The organism is Aestuariivirga sp. (genome assembly GCF_047602625.1).
In the GTDB taxonomy this organism is placed as follows: Bacteria; Pseudomonadota; Alphaproteobacteria; order Rhizobiales; family Aestuariivirgaceae; genus Aestuariivirga.
In genome coordinates, this window is the sequence record NZ_JASGGV010000002.1 from 2,545,529 (window position 1) to 2,562,360 (window position 16,832).

Below are 16,832 nucleotides of genomic sequence, written 5' to 3' on the forward strand. Positions count from 1 at the left end.
CGCACCATAGTTGCGGGGCAATATTGTGTCAAGAAATGGATGTGCGTATTAAGTCTTTGAAAAAACACCATAAATCATCCGCCTGCCAACGCCTCGGCGAATCTGCGGCAAGCCGCGCGAAATGAGGCCCGGATGGAGCGCTTCTGGCAGGGTAAAATGATGCGGAGAGGGGCGCGCGGCTCCCACCGAATGAGCACCTGGCCGATATCGGGCGCGGCATTCATTGGGGACTCTCCAGAAGCGGCTGATACATCATCACCGCGTGGTTCTCGGTGAGGAATTCCTCGACCAGCAATTCATCGCTGGCCCTGTCATAGCGGAGCCGGTGCAATTGATTGTGCCGGCTGTAGCCGCCCCACCATTCCGGCCGGATCAGGTGATCGCGCTCGATGATGTCAAAGCGGAAACGGGGCGCGGTCACGGACCGCCATTCGCCGTTGAGATGCGTATCATCGAGCCACAGCCGCAATTGGTAATCATCGGGCGTTGTATTGGTGATCTGCAGGTCGATATAATTATAGGAACATGTGGCGCCCGATGCGAAGGGTTGGGTTCGGGCCGAATCCGGAAACACATCGAAGCCATGCCGCCAGCGTTCGGTGATGGTAAGATCGGTGTGGAGCGCCATCCAGTAGATGAGATTGGTCATCTGGCACAGCCCGCCGCCCATGCCCTGCTGCACCGTGCCGTTCCTGAGCACCATGCCCACCTTGAATCCGCGCCGCGCCGAGGGCTTGCCGACAAGGCGCCAGAAGGAGAAGGTTTCGCCGGGCCTGAGAATCAGTCCGTCAATGCAGGAGGCGGCCACGCAAAGACTCGCCACCTTGTTGTGCTGCAGCCACATCTCGACATTCTTCAGCTCACGGAGCAATGGCGTGCGGTGCGCGGCGTGAAGATGCGCGAGGCTGTTGGTGCTGCGTGCTGACGCATAGCGCCTTCCGGGCAGGCGCCATTCCACGCGCCTTTTGGTGATGAACCACGCCTTGCCGAGCGCCAGCCTCAATGGCGAACGGACAGCAGGTTTTGGAAGAGGCGCCTTCATTGACGTTAACTCCAGAGCCCCCTCTGGTGAATGCTAGACGGCTTCCTTCAGCCGCTCCGCTTCCTCGAGATTGACCGAGACGAGCTGCGACACGCCGCGCTCCATCATCGTCACGCCGAACAGGCGGTTCATGCGCGCCATGGTGAGCGCGTGATGGGTGATGATGAGGAAACGCGTATCGGTGCGCTCCAGCATCGCGTCGAGCAGATTGCAGAACCGCTCCACATTGTGGTCGTCGAGCGGCGCGTCCACCTCGTCCAGCACGCAGATCGGCGAAGGGTTGGTGAGGAATACCGCGAAGATCAGCGACATGGCGGTGAGCGTCTGTTCGCCGCCCGACAGCAGCGACAGCGTGGTCGGCTTCTTGCCCGGCGGATTGGCGATGATCTCGAGGCCCGCTTCCAGCGGATCGTCGGATTCGATCAGCTGCAGCTCTGCTTTGCCGCCGCCGAACAGCGTGGTGAAGAGCTCGCCGAACTTTTCGTTCACGGTGCCGAAGGCATCGAGCAGGCGCTGCCGTCCCTCGCGGTTGAGGCTCGAAATCGCGCCGCGCAGCTTCTGGATAGCCTGAATGAGATCATCACGTTCCTTGATGAGCCCTTCGAGCTGCACCGCCACTTCGGCGGCTTCTTCATCGGCGCGGAGGTTCACGCCGCCCAGGCGCTCGCGGTCCTCGCGGAGGCTCAGCAGTTTCCTCTCGATTTCTTCGCCGCCCGGCATCTTCTCCGCATCAAGCCCGGCATTGACGATGATGTCCTCCGGCTTGCATTGCAGCGTGTCGGCGATGCGATGCTCGCAATGCTCGAGCCGTTGCTTGCTGGCCTCCAGCCGGGCGCCCAGCCGCGCATGATCTTCGCGCGACGTGGAAAGCTCTTCCTGCGCCGCGCGGAGCGCCTGATCGGCGGCGCGCACGGCATTCTCGGCCTCGGCCAGAGCATCGCCCGCAGCCTTACGCTCGGATTCCGCTTCCGCCAGCGTGTTCATCAGCTTGAGGCGGCGGTCCGCCATCTGCTGCGGCAACGCCGCGAGTTCGGAAATGGTGACGCGGGTTTCCTCCAGCCGGGCCGTCAACTGCTCGATCTGCTGCGTAGCCTTGGTGGCGCGCGCCGTCCATTGCGCCTGTTCCTGGGCGATGGCTCTGATACGATCAGCGCGGGCCTTCGCCTCACGCTCCAGCCCATCATGGCGTGCCCGTGATTCGGCGTAAGCCGCGCGGTCGCGATTGACGGCATCGCGCAACTGGCCGAGTTCGCGCTGCAGCGTGTCAGGCACCGGAAGCCCCGCCGCTTCGCCCTGCGAGGCCTCATGCGCCGACCGGGCCTCTTCCATCGAAAGCGCGATACGGCGCAGGGCTTCATCAAGCGCGCTGGTCTGCGCCAGCCGTTCGGCAGTCTGCCGTTCATGGGTGGACAGGGCACGGCGCGCGAATTCGAGCGCCGACAGGGCGGCGCGCTGATTTTCCCGCGCTTCGCGTTCCGTGCGCACCGCTGCTTCGACGGCCGCCTTCGCCTGCTCGAATCCAGATTTGGCGGAATCAGCCACGGTCATCGACTCGCGCATGTCGATCTCGAGCGAAGCGAGACGGTTGCGCTCGGCAAGCCGCTTGGCGGCGGCGGACGGTGCATCCGCCGCGGCGGTGAAGCCATCCCAGCGCCACACATCGCCTTCACGCGACACCAGCCGCTGGCCGGGCCTCAATTGCGATTGCAGCGATTGGCCGATGGCCTTGGACACCACGCCGATATGCGACAAACGCCGTTGCAAGGCGGGCGGCGCGGTGACGAATTGCGCCAGCGGTTCCGCGCCATCGGGAAGGGCGGCGATCTCGGCGAGCGGCGGAAGTCCCCGCCAGTGAACCGGCGCTGCCTCATCGGCTGATGCGTCGATGTCATCGCCCAAAGCCGCGCCGAGTGCGGTCTCAAATCCCTTCTGCACCGACAGCGCATCGACGAGCGCCGGCCACAGGTCGCCGTCCGTGGTCTTCAGCAGATTGGTCAGTGTACGGACTTCGGTTTGCAGACGGTCGGCGGCGCGGCGGGCCTCATCATGAGACGAGCGCGATTCCGCTTCGGCCTGGCGCGCGGCGCGCACGGCCTGCTCCGCTTCGGCAACGGCGCTGTCGGACGCGCCCGATGCGGCAGCCGCGGCCTCTACGGCGGTGGCGAGTTTTTCGCCGTCCTCGCTGTTGCCGAATTGCGCCAGAAGTGCTGCGCGGCGGTTGTTGGTGTCCGCCGTTTCACGCTCAAAGCGGGCGATGCGGCTTTTCTGCTCCTCGATCACCTTGAGGATGGCATTGCGGCGGGCCACCAGTTCCGACAATGCGGCGCTGGCCTGATCGGCCGCTTCCTGCGAGCGCGCCAGCGCATCCGCCGCCGATTGCAGCGCCAGTGCGGCCTCGGCGCGCTGTGCGCCGTCATCGCCCTCAACGCCCTTCAACTGCCCATCTTCGTCTTCAAGCTGCGCGAGCACGCGCGCCGTGTCGGTGAGAAGATCGTTCTCGCGCGTCAGGTCGCCGTTGATCTGCGCCATGCGCTGCTTGAGTTCGGCGTTGCGGGCCTCGGCGCGCTTTTCTTCTTCATCAAGCGCGATGCGCTCCTGCGAAATGCGTTGCAGCACGGCGGCGCGGATCGTCTCCTGCTCGCGGAGTGCGGGCAGCGTTTCGCCGAGATCGTCACGCACGCGAAGCCGCTCAGAGGCAGCACGCGTATGTTCGGCCAGAACGCGCGTCGCCTGATCCAGCGCCTCCCCGTCGTGCCTCGCCTGCGCCGAAGCATCCTGCCATGCCACATAAAGCCCAGCCGCTTCAAATTTGCGGATGTCGGCGGACAGCTGCTTGTACTTGACCGCCTGCCGCGCCTGCCGCTTGAGGCTGTTCAGCTGCGTTTCAAGCTGCGCCGTGACGTCATCGAGCCGGGTAAGATTTTGTTCCGCCGCCTTGAGCTTCAGTTCCGCCTCATGCCGCCGCGTGTGAAGCCCTGTGATGCCGGCCGCTTCTTCCAGGATGAGGCGGCGCGCCTGCGGCTTGGCGTTGATGATTTCGGCAATCTGCCCCTGCCGCACCAGCGCGGGCGAGCGCGCACCCGTCGAGGCATCGGCGAAGAGAAGCTGCACGTCGCGCGCCCGCACATCCTTGCCGTTAATGCGATAGGCCGAGCCCGCTTCGCGCTCGATGCGGCGCGAGATTTCCAGCGTCTCGTTTTCATTATATTGGAGCGGCGCCGTGCGGTCGTCGTTCGCCATCGTGACGACGACTTCCGCCATGTTGCGCGACGGGCGCGCCGTAGTGCCGGAGAAGATCACGTCATCCATGCCCGAGGCGCGCATGGACTTGTATGAGCTTTCGCCCATCACCCAGCGCAGCGCCTCAAGCAAATTGGACTTGCCGCAGCCATTGGGGCCGACCACGCCGGTGAGGCCGGGTTCGATGAAAAGATCCGTGGGCTCAACGAAGGATTTGAATCCCGAAAGCCGCAGCCGTGTAAATTTCATCGTCCCCTGACCCCGATCGTATAAATCCGCTTAGCCCAGAAGCGGATCGATTTTTGCCTTGAGCTTGTCCAGCGTCTGCTCGCCGTCCAGCATGTCGCCATTGATGAAGAAGGTCGGAATGCCGGTGACGCCGAAGGTCGAAGCCTTGTCGCGCACCGCCAGAATCTTCTTCGCCAGGTCCTGGTCGCCCAGCACCTTGTTGAACTGGTCTTCCGTCATGCCGGCCTGCTTGGCGATGTTGAGGAGACCGGTGCGCGGGTCCTGCAGCCAGGTGGCCTGCGTATTGAAGAACACGTCGATCAGCGGGAAATAGGCTTCCTTGGGAAGCGAGCGCGCCACCATGAAGGCCGCCAGCGCCGCGTCATTGTGCGGGAATTCGCGGAAGATGAAGCGGATCTTGCCGGTGTCGATGTATTCCTTTTTGAACTCCGGGAACACCTCCTTGTAGAAGGCGGCGCAATGCGGGCAGCTGGCCGAGGCATATTCAATGACGGTGACCTTGGCATTGGGATTGCCCAATTCCATCTCGCCCAGCTCGGAAGGGGCATCGAGAGCGGCCATATCGACCGCAAGGGCTGGCGCGATGCCGAGTGCCGTTCCAGCGAGAAGTGCGGAACCCAGAAGGATGTGACGGCGGTTCAATGTGTTCATGACCTTTACCTACTAGATGTTGAGAGTTGAAACCAATCGATTATTTGCCTTGTGGAGAACCTTGGGCGCGGGCGGCGACGGCGCATCCCAGCCGCGTGAGGGAAGCCCGCAATCCATCGTCGGAAACACGGTCAACCTGTTGTTGGTGAACGGGTTTTTCAGCAGGGACCAGAACCTTGGGCTTGACCGGCTTCGGCCAGTCCGACGCCTGGACGATCTTCACCTGAGTGATGGCGGCATAGCCCATGAAGCCATTCAGCCGCTCGATGATGCGGGGCACCGCATATTGTGTCTCAAGGGCGCGGCCCGGCGCCGTTCTCACCGTCAGTGTGCCGCCGGATTTCTGCGCCGCCTCGCCTTGCCCCCTTGGCCATGAGATGCGCCCCGGACCTGTCACGCCAGCCAGAGCCTCGCCAACGATCTCCGGCCAGCGGGCCGCAATTTCACCCTGCGCAAAGCCGTGGCGGGCAAAGGCGGCGCGCGTCAGTTCGCGGAAATGCTTGTCCAGTGTATCCATAGCGGCTCTAGTCTCAGGCATCTCTAACAGGAGTCGGCTTTTTGCGCAGCACCATGGCCAAACAAGGGCTTGAAGCCGATCTGGCCGGGCGGTTGCTGGCCTGGTACGATGCCCATGCCCGCGTGCTGCCATGGCGGGCGAAGCCAGGGCAGGCGGCTGATCCCTATCACGTCTGGCTCTCCGAGATCATGCTGCAGCAGACCACCGTGGCGGCCGTCAAAGCCTATTTCGAGAAGTTCATCCGCCTCTGGCCCACCGTGAAGGACCTCGCGGCAGCGCCTCTGGATGACGTGCTGCGCGCCTGGGCGGGGCTCGGCTATTATGCCCGGGCCCGCAATCTTCACGCCTGTGCGAGGAAGGTAGCGGAAGCGGGCGGCGTGTTTCCAACAACCCTCGAGGGCTTGCGCGCATTGCCGGGTGTCGGGCCCTATACGGCGGGGGCGATTTCGGCCATCGCCTTTGGCGGCCGTCACGCCGCCGTGGATGGCAACGTCGAGCGTGTGCTGTCGCGCTTTTATTGCATTGAAACGCCGCTGCCTGAGTCGAAGCCAATGATCCGCGCCAGGGCCGAAGCGCTGGTGCCGGAGCGGCGCGCCGGCGATTTCGCGCAGGCGCTGATGGATCTGGGCGCCACGCTCTGCACGCCGAAAAGTCCCAACTGCCTGATTTGTCCGTGGACGGAGGACTGCGAGGGAAGGAAGCGCGGCCTTGCCGCCCTTCTGCCGTTCAAGGCCGCGAAGAAGAAAGTGCCGCAGCGCTTCGGCGTTGCTTTTTGGGTGGAGCGTAAAGATGGTGCGGTGCTGTTGCGGCGCAGGCCCGAAAAAGGCCTGCTGGGTGGCATGCTGGAAGTGCCGTCAACGGAGTGGGGAGAGCAGAGCCCCGCCGCACCGGCTGAGTTCGCGCCTGTCGATGCGAAGTGGCGGCAACTCCCCGGCAGCGTCACCCATACGTTCACGCATTTTAATCTTGAGCTTGGAGTGATGCGCGCCGTGGCGAGCGAAGGCGAGGTGTTACAGGAGGGCGATTATCGCTGGGTGCGGCGCGAGGATCTGGCTGGCGAAGCGCTGCCCACCGTGATGCGCAAGGTGGTGGCGCATGTGCTGAACGAAGGCTAGCGCCGCCCGCCGACCTCATCGATGTGATCGAGAAGGTCAGCCGGGTCGTCATAGACGCGATAGGCGCCGGAGCGTTCCAGTTCCTCCGTGCCATAGCCCCCGGACAGGAGGCCGATGCCGAGTCCGCGCGCCCGCCGGGCGGCCAGCATGTCCCAGATCGAATTGCCCACCACGCAGGAGGTTTCGATAGAGACTCCCAGCTTCTCCGCCGCGGCGAGGAACAGGTCCGGATCGGGCTTCGCATAGCGCACCAGGTCGCGCGTGATGACCACGGTTTTCTTCAGGTTCACGCCGAGGATTTCCAGAACCGGGCCGGCGGTTTCCATGCGGCCGGAGGTGGCGATGGCCCACGGAATATCATTGTCCGAGAGATATTTCAGAAGCTCGCGCGCGCCCGGCAGCGGCCGCGTCTGCTTTGAAACCTGCCCATAGTGCCGCGCATGGGACTGGCGCAGGCGGTTCAGCGTCGCCTCATCAAAGTCGCGGCCGGTTTCGCGCGCCAGCGCCTTGGCGAAAAGGCCGCCCGACATGCCGATCTTGCGGTGCAGCCGCCACAGTGACACCTCGATCCCTTCCTCCATCAGCGCGTAATGCCAGGCGATGACGTGGTCATAGACGCTGTCGACCAGCGTGCCGTCGAGATCGAAAAGAAAGGACGTCTGCTGGCGGGCTTTCATGCGCGGTCTCCTGTTTCAGCTTTCGCCTAGACTGCCGGGCGGCTGAGTGCAACTGTCAGATCAGCAGCTTTTCGACGATCACCACATCGCGCCACTGGCCATCGAGGCGGCCATGTTTCTCGTAAATCCCCACCTCACGGAAGCCAAGCGATGAAAGCAGCTTCCGGCTGGCGGTGTTTTCAGGGAAGACGCGCGACAGCAGCTTCCACCAGCCGCGCGCCTGGCCATCGGCGATCAGCGCCTGCATGGCGCTGCGGCCAAAGCCCTGTCCCCGCCCCTCGCGCGCCGCATAGACGGAAAATTCCCGCACGCCCTCGTAGCAGGCCCGCGCGCGATAGGGAAACGCCACGGCATAGGCCATGACCGTTTCATCCTTGCCCGCCACGAAGACCGGATAGCCCACATCGAACCAGCGCCGGATGTCGGCGGCGCTGCGTGTTTCCGTTTCAAAGGTGGCGGTGCGGTCCGCCATGCCTTGATTGTAAATCTCCGCGATCCGCGCCACATCGGCGGCAACGCCGAGGCGCGTGAAGCGGCTGGTCACGCCATGGCGCCCAGCTCGGCGCGCACCTGCTGGCGGAAGACATCGATGGGAACGAGGTTTGTGCCTTTACGCACATGCCAGAACGTCCAGCCATTGCAGGCTTCCGCGCCCTGCACATAAGCGCCGATCTTGTGGATCGAGCCGCTGGCATCCCGGCAGGCGATCGAGCCATCGGCGCGCACCCGCGCCGCCACGCGTTCAGCCGGATCAAAAAGCGTATCGCCCGCCTTCACGAGCCCGCGTTCGAGCAGCGTGCCGAAGGGAATGCGCGGTTCGGCACGCTTGGGCGTCGTCACCTTGAGGGCTTCGGCGGGAAGTTGCTCCGTCGCCATGATGCGCGCCATGGCCGCCTCGGCATAGGTTTCATCCTGCTCGATGCCGACGAATACGCGGCCAAGCTGCTTCGCGGCCGCACCCGTCGTACCCGTGCCGAAAAAAGGGTCCAGCACCACATCGCCGGGGTTGGTGGAAGAGAGCAGCACGCGATGCAAGAGGGCCTCCGGTTTTTGGGTGGGATGAAGTTTCTGGCCCGCATCGTTCTTCAGGCGCTCGCCGCCGGTGCAGAGCGAAAGGGTCCAGTCGGAGCGCATTTGCAGATCGTCGTTGAAGATCTTCATCGCTTCATAATGGAATGTATATTTCGTCTCCTGGCTGCGCCCCGCCCAGATCAGCGTTTCATGCGCATTGGTGAAGCGGCGGCCGCGGAAATTCGGCATCGGGTTGGTCTTGCGCCACACGATGTCGTTCAGGATCCAGAAGCCCAGATCCTGCAGGATGGCGCCGACGCGGAAGATATTGTGATAGGAGCCGATGACCCACAGCGCGCCATCGGGCTTGAGCGCCCGGCGGCATTCCTTCAGCCACGCATGGGTGAACTTGTCATAGGCCGCAAAGCTTGAGAACTTGTCCCAGTCATCGTCAACCGCATCCACCCTGCTCTGGTCGGGCCGTGTGAGGTTGCCGGAAAGCTGCAGATTGTAAGGCGGGTCGGCGAAGACGAGATCGACGGAGCCGGTGGGAATGCGCTTCAATTCGGTGAGGCAGTCGCCAACCAAAATCCGGTTGTGCAACGGCCTGATGTCCGGCCGTGTTTGATACCCCATGAACGCCCCCGATACGCAACTGACTCTGAATCACCATTGTGAATCGTGAGGGAGTCGGCGTGAATCGCTTTCAGGGGATGTGGTTAACGCGCCAGCAGTTCGCGGATCGGCGCAAAGCTTTTCCGGTGATGATGGCAGGGCCCGAGGCGGTCAAGCGCCGCGCGGTGGCGGGCCGTGCCATAGCCCTTGTGCTGGGCAAACTCATAACCCGGACATTCATCATCCAGCGCCATCATGAGTCTGTCGCGCGTCACCTTGGCGATGATCGAGGCGGCGGCGATCGAGAGCGACAGCGCGTCGCCCTCGATGATGGTTTCAATCTCGCAGGAAAGGGAAGGCGCGCGGTTGCCATCAACCAGCGCGCAATGGGGCATATGGGGAAGTCCTGCGACGGCCTCCGCCATCGCCCACAGCGTGGCGGCGAGAATATTGTCACGGTCGATCCGCGTCACATCGCCAACGGCGACGGCATAGAATGAGGTTGCGGCGATCTCGGCATAAAGCGCCTCGCGCCGGTCCGCTGTAAGGGCTTTCGAGTCGTTGAGGCCTTCGGGAATGCTGCGGCGGTCGAGAATCACCGCCGCAGCGACGACCGGCCCCGCCCACGGGCCACGGCCCGCCTCGTCGATGCCGCACACTGTGTTGTGCCCGCGCGCGAAGGCCCGCATTTCGAAACTGAAATCCGGCTCCATGTCAGCGGGGGCCTGAGAAGAGCTTGTTCAACTCGCCGTGCGGCGTGGCATCCCCAGCGAAACTGAAGGTGCCGTGTTCCTTCATTTCTCTGGCCCCTTTGAGGAATGCGGCCAGTGCTGCCCGCGCCAGCGAACCGCCAACGCTGATCCGCTTCACGCCCAAGGCTTCGAGATCGGCGCGGGACAGCGTGACGCCCTGGAGCCCCATCACCACATTTACCGGCCTGTCGACCGAAGAGGTGACGGCACGGATATCTTCCGCCGAGCGGAGGCCGGGCGCGAAGAGAACATCGGCGCCGGCATCCTGATAGAGCTGCAGCCTGCGGATCGTATCTTTCAGGTCGGGCTTGCCATGGAGATAGTTTTCAGCGCGCCCCGTGAGCATGAAGGGGAAGCCCAAGCCCCGCACCACATCAGCCGCCGCGCCCACGCGGTCAGCGGCGGCCTCGGCGGAATAGAGCGGCGCGGCGCTGTCGCCGGTCGAAATCTTCGATGGAGCCGCCGACCAGCCCCGCCGCCGCTGCCTGCCGGATGGTTTCGGCGCAATCTTCAGGGGTTTTTCCAAAGCCGTTTTCAAGATCGGCAGCGACCGGAAGATCGGTCGCTTCCACGATGGCTTTTGCATTGGCGATCGTTTCCGCCCGGCTCACCGCATTCTGGCCGTCCGGCTTCGCAAGAGAGAAGGCAAGGCCAGCACTTGTGGTGGCAAGCGCCTCGAACCCCAGAAGTTCAAGCAGCCGGGCCGAGCCTGCATCCCACGGATTGGGAATGATGAAACAGCCTTTTGCCTGATGCAGCGCCTTGAAGCGTTCGGCCTTTTCCTTTTGCTGCATCCCCTCGGGCCTTTCTAGAACAGCGGCAATTGCTCGCCGGGTTGTGGCGGGCGTGTGAAGGCCCCCGCATCGAGTTTCCTGCGGTTGCGGTTGATGCCCAGCCTTTCGCAGGCCAGTTCAAACCGCCGCCCGATGGACCACGCATAGGGGCCGGAGCCCGTCATACGCCGCCCGAAGGTTGAGTCGTAGTCTTTTCCCTGCCGCATCGATTTGACCAGTGACATGACCTTGGCCGCCCGGTCCGGCATGTCAGACATCAGCCAGTCGCGGAACACATCGCGGACTTCAAGCGGCAGGCGCAGCACCACATAGCCGGCCTCGCGCGCGCCCGCCGCATAAGCAGCCTTGAGGATCGGCTCTATCTCGCTGTCGTTAAGCCCAGGGATGACCGGCGCCACCATGACGGTGACGGGAATGCCTGCCGCCGCCAGCATCTCCATGGCGCCAAGGCGCTTGGCGGGCGTTGCGGCGCGCGGCTCCATGCTGCGCGACAGCCGGGGATCAAGCGAGGTGACGGACAGCGCCACCTTGGCGAGGCCCTTCTCCGCCATGGGTTTGAGGATATCGATATCGCGCACCACGAGTGCTGACTTGGTGACGATGCCAACGGGATGGTTGAACTCGGCCAGCACTTCGAGGATTCGCCGGGTCAGCCGGTGCTTGCGCTCAATGGGCTGATAGGGATCAGTGTTGGTGCCGAGCGCCATGGTGCGTGGCGTGTAGGCGGGATCGAGCAGTTCCTGCCGCAGCAATTCCGGCGCATTGGTCTTGGCGAACAGTTTGCTCTCGAAATCGAGCCCCGGCGACAAGCCCATATAGGCGTGGGTAGGCCTTGCATAACAATAGGAACAGCCGTGCTCGCAGCCCCGATAGGGGTTGATCGACCGGTCAAAGGAAATATCGGGCGATTTATTGCGGGTGATGATGCTCTTGGCCGTCTCGCTGAACACATCGGTGCGGAGCGGCGGCAAATCGTCCAGCGCATCCCAGCCGTCATCGAACAGCACCCGGCTCTGGTGTTCATAGCGGCCCGACTCATTGCCCCTGGCGCCACGCCCGCGCATCTGGCCAGACAGCGCCGTAAGCTTCCCCGCCCCGATGAGCGAAGGGTCAATGCCGGTCGATTGCCGCTTGTCGATGAGCGTAGCCATAAGGGATATGTAGGCACAGCAATAGGAACAAATCAAGAACAAGATTGCTGTTCCTGATCACCTTCTGTAGCAGGGGCGCCTATGACTTCCCGGCAGATCGCAATGGCCCTGGTGCCGCCCCTGTGTTTCGGCACCGGCTTCACCATTGCGAAGCCCGCCACGGCGCATTTTCCGCCGCTTTTCATGATGCTGATGATTTATGGCGGCATCGCCATCGTGCTGCTGATCACCCACCGCGAGCCGCTGCGCACCCGCTGGCCGCATATCCTGCTGATCTCGGCCTTTTCGGTTACCATTCAGGGTGCGTTGATCTTTCCGGCGCTGAAGGGGCTGTCATCGACCGCTGCCAACCTGATCGTCCAGATTCAAGTGCCCTTTGCAGTGCTGCTGGGCTGGCTTCTGATGGGCGACAGGCTGGATGCCCGGAAACTCCTGGGAACCATCCTCGCGCTCGTCGGCGTCGGCATCGTCATCGGCCTGCCGGAAGAACGCCCGGCGCTTGTGCCTGTGCTTTTGACTCTTGGCGGCGCGCTCACTTGGGCGCTGGGGCAGGCCTTCGCGCAGAAGTTCGGGCGTGACGGCGGCATTGGCTTGTTGAAAGCCAATGCGGTGGGCGGCGCACCGCAGCTTCTGCTCGCCACGCTGCTTCTGGAGCATGGCCAGATCGAATCGCTGCGCAGCGCCAACATCGAGCAATGGTTGATGCTCGCCTTCGTGGGCATCATCGGTTTCTATGTAGCTTATATCTCGTGGTTCGCGCTGCTGCGCGAATGCCGGATGGACGACGTGGCGCCCTTCATCCTGCTGATGCCGGTGGTTGGCGTCTGCACCGCCTTCGTGATGCTGGGGGAGAGGATTTCACCCGCCCAGATGATCGGCGGCGCGGTGATCATGCTGGGGCTTGCCATTGTGTCGGGGCTTGGGCCGCGGCGCATCTTCGCGAAAGGGCAGAGCTGAATTCACTTGCCGCGCTTCAGATGCTCTTCCAGGCGCGGCATGATCTCGACGAAATTGCAGGGCTTGTGCCGGTAGTCGAGCTGCTGCCGCAGAATGCCGTCCCAGCCATCCTTGCAGGCGCCGGGCGATCCCGGCAGGCAGAAGATGTATTTGCCTTTCATCACCCCCGCCGTGGCGCGCGACTGAATGGTCGATGTGCCGATCTTCGGAAAGGAGATGATGTGGAACAGCGGGCCGAAGCCTTCGATCTCTTTTTCGAACAGTGGGCGTATCGCCTCGATGGTCACGTCATTGCCGGTCAGCCCCGTGCCGCCCGTGGTGATGATGGCATCGACATCGCTGCGGTTGGCCCAGTCACGGATGATGTGGCGGATCGCGCGGATGTCGTCTTTGACGATCTTCCGGGCCGAGAGCAAATGCCCATCCGCTGCGGCGCGGTCGCTCAGGGTCTGGCCCGACACGTCGTCTTCCAGCTTGCGCGTGTCCGACACGGTAAGGATCGCGATGCGCACGGGCACAAACTCTCTGGCAGGCGGGGAAGTCATGTCACCTCATGAAAGCCAGTGGCGGGGAAAAAATACGATAATATCGAATAGAGCAAAAAGTTGGCGGATCGACAAATCAAAACGCACATTAGCGCGGGATTTTTGCGCTTTACGCTACGCTTGCGTGAAAGAATCTCATGGCCGGGCCAGCGCGATGCGCGCAGCGATAAATACGTAGAGCGACGACACAATTGCAGCGAGCCATTTTCTTCCCCTCACGTCATTTAAGGCGGTTCGGAGAATCCGCCCTGAAAGCAGCGCCACACCGATATTGATCAGTGTACCGCCGATATTGAAGGTCATGCCCAGAAGCAGGAGTTGCAGCAGCGGCGATCCGTTCTCCGGGTGCACGAAGGGCGGCAAAAAGGCGAACATGAAGACGATGATTTTCGGGTTGAGCAGGTTGACGAACACGCCCTGCCGCCAGGCTTCCGCGGCGCTGCCACTTTCCACGGCTTGCGCCGGGGCAAGCGGCGCTTTCCGGAGGTTCTGCCAGGCCATCCAGAGCAGATAGGCTGCACAGGCGTAGCGGATTGCATCGAAGAGGGTGGGATGGCGCGCCAGCACCGCCGCGACGCCCAGTGCGACGAGGCCCAGATGCACCAGCGATCCTGTGGCAATGCCGAGGCTTGCCGCAATGCCCCGCGGCGGCCCGCCGCGCAGCGATTGGCCCAGCACGAACATCATGTCATTGCCGGGCGTCAGATTGAGGGTGAGCGAGGCGGCGAGGAAAATCGCCAGGACAGCCGGTTCAATGAGCATCGAGCGCCTGCCTGAGTGACAGGAGATCACGCCATGCCAGCCGCTTCTCGATGGGCCGGCGCAGGAGATAGGCGGGATGGAGCGTGGGAAGGAACGGCACGGTGAGGGAGCCGGCCGAAATCTCGCGCCACTTGCCCCGCAGCTTCAGAATGCCGTCTGCGGTTGAAAGCAATCGCTGCGAGGAGATTTTACCCACTCCCAGCACGACGCGGGGCCGCTGCAATTCGATGGCGCGGAGAACGAAGGGCAGGCACATCATGGTCTCGGATTCCGTGGGATCACGGTTTCCCGGCGGCCGCCAGAAGATCGTGTTGGTGATGAATACCGACTTCTCGGGTTCTTCCGCGTGGCGCGACAGGCCGATGGCCGCCAGCATGCGGTCCAGCAACTGGCCCGAACGCCCGACGAAGGGCTTTCCCTGAATATCTTCGTCGCGGCCCGGCGCTTCGCCGACGATCATCACATGCGCAGCGGGATTGCCGTCCGAGAAACAAAGGTTAGTAGCCGTCTTCTTCAAAGGGCAGGCATCGAACCGCTGCAGCGTGGCAACGATGTCATCAAGGGAGGTGCAGGCCGCAGCGAGGCTTGCCGCGTCGTCCGAGGCGGCAATGGGTGGCCGCGCCACTTGCACGGGAGCGGCTGGCTTCATCGCCGGAGCGGGCGGCGCAATGGCTGCGGCAAAACGATCCACGGGCTCTTCGCCGATGATCTCGTCCGCACCCATCTCTGCCAGCCACTGCAGCGCTGCTGCAGCATCTTCCGGTCTCATGCCGTTTTTCCCGTGTTCCATGTCCCAATTGGCTGCTTGTGCAGAAGGGCCTGCCCATTATAAAGGCGCGCAACCCAAACGCATAGGCAGGAGCGTGGCTGTGGACCAGGTGCAGCGTGAGGCAATGGAATATGATGTGGTGATCGTGGGAGCGGGCCCCGCGGGGCTTGCCGCGGCCATCCGCCTGAAACAGCTCTCGCCTGATCTCTCGGTGTGCCTGCTCGAAAAGGGCTCTGAGGTGGGCGCCCATATTCTCTCCGGAGCCGTGGTTGATCCCATTGCCTTGAACGAGCTGATCCCGGACTGGAAAGAGAAGGGGGCACCCCTCAACACGCCCGTCACCGATGACCGCTTCTATGTGCTGGGGCCAAAGGGCGCTTTGCGGCTTCCCAACGCCTTCATGCCGCCGCTGATGAGCAACCACGGCAATTATGCCGTGTCACTGGGCAACGTCTGCCGCTGGCTGGCGCAACAGGCAGAAAGCCTGGGCGTGGAAATCTATCCCGGTTTTGCCTGTTCCGAGGTTCTCTACCGCGAGGATGGCTCGGTGAAGGGCGTCGTCGCCGGCGTCATGGGCATTGCCAGGGACGGCACCCACAAGCCCGACTACCAGCCCGGCATGGAACTGCTGGGCAAATATGTCTTCATCGCCGAAGGTGCGCGCGGATCGCTTGCCAAGCAGATCATCTCCAAATTCAATCTCTCCGAAGGCCGTGAGCCGCAGAAGTTCGGCATCGGCATGAAGGAACTCTGGGAGGTGAGGCCGGAGAAGCACAGGCAGGGACAGGTGACCCACACCATGGGCTGGCCGCTTGGCACCAAGACCGGCGGCGGCAGCTTCATGTATCACCTCGAGGACAATCTGGTGTCCATCGGCTTCGTGGTGCATCTGAATTACACCAACCCATATCTCTTTCCCTATATGGAGTTCCAGCGCTTCAAGCATCACCCGATGATCGCCGATGTGCTGGAGGGTGGCCGCCGCGTGGCCTATGGCGCGCGTGCCATTACTGAGGGCGGGTTCCAGTCGGTGCCGAAGCTCACCTTCCCCGGCGGCGTATTGATTGGCTGCTCGGCCGGTTTCGTGAACGTGCCGCGCATCAAGGGTTCTCACAACGCCATGAAGACCGGTATGATGGCGGCGGAGGCGGCCTTTGCGGCGCTGGGAGCGGGCCGTGAGGCCGATGAACTGACATCCTATGAAGAGGCTTACCGAAACTCCTGGGTCTATCAGGATCTGAAGCGGGTGCGGAACGTGAAGCCCATGTGGTCGAAGCTTGGCCTGATCGGCGGCCTGGCGCTGGGCGGCATTGATATGTGGCTGAACCAGCTATTCGGTTTCGGCTTCGGAACATGGAAGCATGGCAAGCCCGACTATGCGACGCTGAAGCCCGCAGCGGAGTCAAAACCCATCGACTATCCCAAGCCCGATGGCGTGCTCTCCTTCGACCGCCTCACCAACGTGGCCTTCTCCGCCACCAACCACGAGGAAGACGAACCGCCGCATCTGAAGCTGAAAGACAAGAACATCCCGGTCAACGTGAACCTGCCAACCTGGGCCGAACCCGCGCAGCGTTATTGCCCGGCCGGCGTTTACGAGGTGATCGGCGATGGCAGTGAGGCGCGCTTCCAGATCAACCACCAGAACTGCGTTCACTGCAAAACCTGTGACATCAAGGATCCGTCGCAGAACATCGTCTGGGTGGTGCCGCAGGGCGGCGAGGGGCCGAATTACCCGAATATGTAATCGGCAGGGCGTTTTTTATTTGGATTTACGCCGATATATCCCTGCATCCGTTACATGAAATTCAGGTGAGCCAGCGAAAAGGCCGAAAACACTGGTTCCGGCCTTTTCGTTGCACCATGGAATTTTCCGGTTTTCATTCACCTGTGATTTACCACCCGGAAATGCAGGTTTTAATAATTAAAATGCGCGCATTCCGGTTAGAGATCGCGTAGGTGCTTAAGTGCAAGTATCCCGCGTA

General features: G+C 62.7%; 15 protein-coding genes and 1 pseudogene. 3 read left to right on the forward strand and 13 right to left on the reverse strand.

The genetic code is table 11. The features are described 5' to 3' along the window. Window positions 1–220 precede the first annotated feature (220 nt). Genes QM694_RS17660 through QM694_RS17675 form a run of 4 tightly spaced genes read right to left on the reverse strand, consistent with a single transcriptional unit; the run spans window position 221 to window position 5,699 of the window. A complete protein-coding gene (locus QM694_RS17660) occupies window positions 221–1,042 on the reverse strand; it encodes a VanW family protein (RefSeq protein WP_415008224.1) in 822 nt (273 codons plus the stop codon). A 33-nt stretch (window positions 1,043–1,075) separates the two neighbouring features. Continuing rightward, complete coding sequence (gene smc, locus QM694_RS17665; RefSeq protein ID WP_415008225.1) at window positions 1,076–4,531, reverse strand: chromosome segregation protein SMC; 3,456 nt, start codon at window positions 4,529–4,531, stop codon at window positions 1,076–1,078. Between the two features lie 30 nt (window positions 4,532–4,561). Then, on the reverse strand, window positions 4,562–5,182 hold the full coding sequence (locus QM694_RS17670; RefSeq protein ID WP_415008226.1) for a DsbA family protein: 621 nt from the start codon (window positions 5,180–5,182) through the stop codon (window positions 4,562–4,564). Between the two features lie 40 nt (window positions 5,183–5,222). Next, on the reverse strand, window positions 5,223–5,699 hold the full coding sequence (locus QM694_RS17675) for a DUF721 domain-containing protein (protein WP_415008227.1): 477 nt from the start codon (window positions 5,697–5,699) through the stop codon (window positions 5,223–5,225). Between the two features lie 53 nt (window positions 5,700–5,752). Between QM694_RS17675 and mutY the strand changes: the two genes are divergently transcribed. Then, window positions 5,753–6,814 carry an A/G-specific adenine glycosylase gene (gene mutY / locus QM694_RS17680; protein ID WP_415008657.1) on the forward strand — a complete coding sequence of 354 codons (1,062 nt, stop codon included), beginning with the start codon at window positions 5,753–5,755 and terminating at the stop codon, window positions 6,812–6,814. On the opposite strand, the gene QM694_RS17685 is transcribed toward mutY, so the two are convergent. From QM694_RS17685 to QM694_RS17710, 6 genes and pseudogenes are all read right to left on the reverse strand, one after another. Further along, on the reverse strand, window positions 6,811–7,491 hold the full coding sequence (locus QM694_RS17685) for an HAD family hydrolase (protein ID WP_415008228.1): 681 nt from the start codon (window positions 7,489–7,491) through the stop codon (window positions 6,811–6,813). The two genes, mutY and QM694_RS17685, sit on opposite strands and share 4 nt — an antisense overlap. A gap of 55 nt (window positions 7,492–7,546) precedes the next feature. Next, on the reverse strand, window positions 7,547–8,035 hold the full coding sequence (locus tag QM694_RS17690) for an arsinothricin resistance N-acetyltransferase ArsN1 family A (RefSeq protein ID WP_415008229.1): 489 nt from the start codon (window positions 8,033–8,035) through the stop codon (window positions 7,547–7,549). After that, window positions 8,032–9,138, reverse strand: a complete 1,107-nt coding sequence (locus QM694_RS17695; protein WP_415008230.1) for a site-specific DNA-methyltransferase — start codon at window positions 9,136–9,138, stop codon at window positions 8,032–8,034. The genes QM694_RS17690 and QM694_RS17695 overlap by 4 nt, the downstream gene beginning before the upstream one ends. A gap of 83 nt (window positions 9,139–9,221) precedes the next feature. Continuing rightward, window positions 9,222–9,830: a ribonuclease HII gene (locus QM694_RS17700; protein ID WP_415008231.1), complete on the reverse strand. Its 609-nt coding sequence runs from the start codon at window positions 9,828–9,830 to the stop codon at window positions 9,222–9,224. 1 nt (window position 9,831) lies between these two features. Beyond that, window positions 9,832–10,663: pseudogene (locus QM694_RS17705) on the reverse strand (isocitrate lyase/PEP mutase family protein). A 14-nt stretch (window positions 10,664–10,677) separates the two neighbouring features. After that, the gene (locus tag QM694_RS17710) at window positions 10,678–11,814 is read right to left on the reverse strand and encodes a PA0069 family radical SAM protein (RefSeq protein WP_415008232.1); all 1,137 of its coding nucleotides are present in this window, start codon (window positions 11,812–11,814) and stop codon (window positions 10,678–10,680) included. Window positions 11,815–11,916: 102 nt separating this feature from the next. Here QM694_RS17710 and QM694_RS17715 point away from each other — a divergent pair, with 102 nt between their 5' ends. Beyond that, window positions 11,917–12,771 (forward strand): DMT family transporter, encoded by an 855-nt coding sequence (locus QM694_RS17715; RefSeq protein ID WP_415008233.1) that lies wholly within the window; start codon window positions 11,917–11,919, stop codon window positions 12,769–12,771. A 2-nt stretch (window positions 12,772–12,773) separates the two neighbouring features. Here the strand turns inward: QM694_RS17715 and moaB are convergent, their stop codons facing one another. The 3 genes from moaB to QM694_RS17730 all read right to left on the reverse strand — a co-directional run bounded on the left by moaB (window position 12,774) and on the right by QM694_RS17730 (window position 14,847). Beyond that, window positions 12,774–13,316, reverse strand: a complete 543-nt coding sequence (moaB, locus tag QM694_RS17720; protein ID WP_415008234.1) for a molybdenum cofactor biosynthesis protein B — start codon at window positions 13,314–13,316, stop codon at window positions 12,774–12,776. A gap of 135 nt (window positions 13,317–13,451) precedes the next feature. Further along, on the reverse strand, window positions 13,452–14,078 hold the full coding sequence (locus QM694_RS17725; protein ID WP_415008235.1) for a LysE family translocator: 627 nt from the start codon (window positions 14,076–14,078) through the stop codon (window positions 13,452–13,454). After that, window positions 14,068–14,847: a uracil-DNA glycosylase gene (locus QM694_RS17730; RefSeq protein ID WP_415008236.1), complete on the reverse strand. Its 780-nt coding sequence runs from the start codon at window positions 14,845–14,847 to the stop codon at window positions 14,068–14,070. Before QM694_RS17730 ends, QM694_RS17725 begins: the two co-directional genes overlap by 11 nt. A 124-nt stretch (window positions 14,848–14,971) precedes the next feature. Between QM694_RS17730 and QM694_RS17735 the strand changes: the two genes are divergently transcribed. Then, window positions 14,972–16,594: an electron transfer flavoprotein-ubiquinone oxidoreductase gene (locus tag QM694_RS17735; RefSeq protein ID WP_415008658.1), complete on the forward strand. Its 1,623-nt coding sequence runs from the start codon at window positions 14,972–14,974 to the stop codon at window positions 16,592–16,594. Window positions 16,595–16,832: the final 238 nt, after the last annotated feature.

Coding starts and splice junctions, on each gene's coding strand:
- QM694_RS17660 (WP_415008224.1), bottom strand. CDS start 1,042: ATGAAGGCGCCTCTTCCAAAACCTGCTGTCCGTTCGCCATTGAGGCTG.
- smc (WP_415008225.1), bottom strand. CDS start 4,531: ATGAAATTTACACGGCTGCGGCTTTCGGGATTCAAATCCTTCGTTGAG.
- QM694_RS17670 (WP_415008226.1), bottom strand. CDS start 5,182: ATGAACACATTGAACCGCCGTCACATCCTTCTGGGTTCCGCACTTCTC.
- QM694_RS17675 (WP_415008227.1), bottom strand. CDS start 5,699: ATGGATACACTGGACAAGCATTTCCGCGAACTGACGCGCGCCGCCTTT.
- mutY (WP_415008657.1), top strand. CDS start 5,753: ATGGCCAAACAAGGGCTTGAAGCCGATCTGGCCGGGCGGTTGCTGGCC.
- QM694_RS17685 (WP_415008228.1), bottom strand. CDS start 7,491: ATGAAAGCCCGCCAGCAGACGTCCTTTCTTTTCGATCTCGACGGCACG.
- QM694_RS17695 (WP_415008230.1), bottom strand. CDS start 9,138: ATGGGGTATCAAACACGGCCGGACATCAGGCCGTTGCACAACCGGATT.
- QM694_RS17700 (WP_415008231.1), bottom strand. CDS start 9,830: ATGGAGCCGGATTTCAGTTTCGAAATGCGGGCCTTCGCGCGCGGGCAC.
- QM694_RS17710 (WP_415008232.1), bottom strand. CDS start 11,814: ATGGCTACGCTCATCGACAAGCGGCAATCGACCGGCATTGACCCTTCG.
- QM694_RS17715 (WP_415008233.1), top strand. CDS start 11,917: ATGGCCCTGGTGCCGCCCCTGTGTTTCGGCACCGGCTTCACCATTGCG.
- moaB (WP_415008234.1), bottom strand. CDS start 13,316: ATGACTTCCCCGCCTGCCAGAGAGTTTGTGCCCGTGCGCATCGCGATC.
- QM694_RS17725 (WP_415008235.1), bottom strand. CDS start 14,078: ATGCTCATTGAACCGGCTGTCCTGGCGATTTTCCTCGCCGCCTCGCTC.
- QM694_RS17730 (WP_415008236.1), bottom strand. CDS start 14,847: ATGAGACCGGAAGATGCTGCAGCAGCGCTGCAGTGGCTGGCAGAGATG.
- QM694_RS17735 (WP_415008658.1), top strand. CDS start 14,972: ATGGAATATGATGTGGTGATCGTGGGAGCGGGCCCCGCGGGGCTTGCC.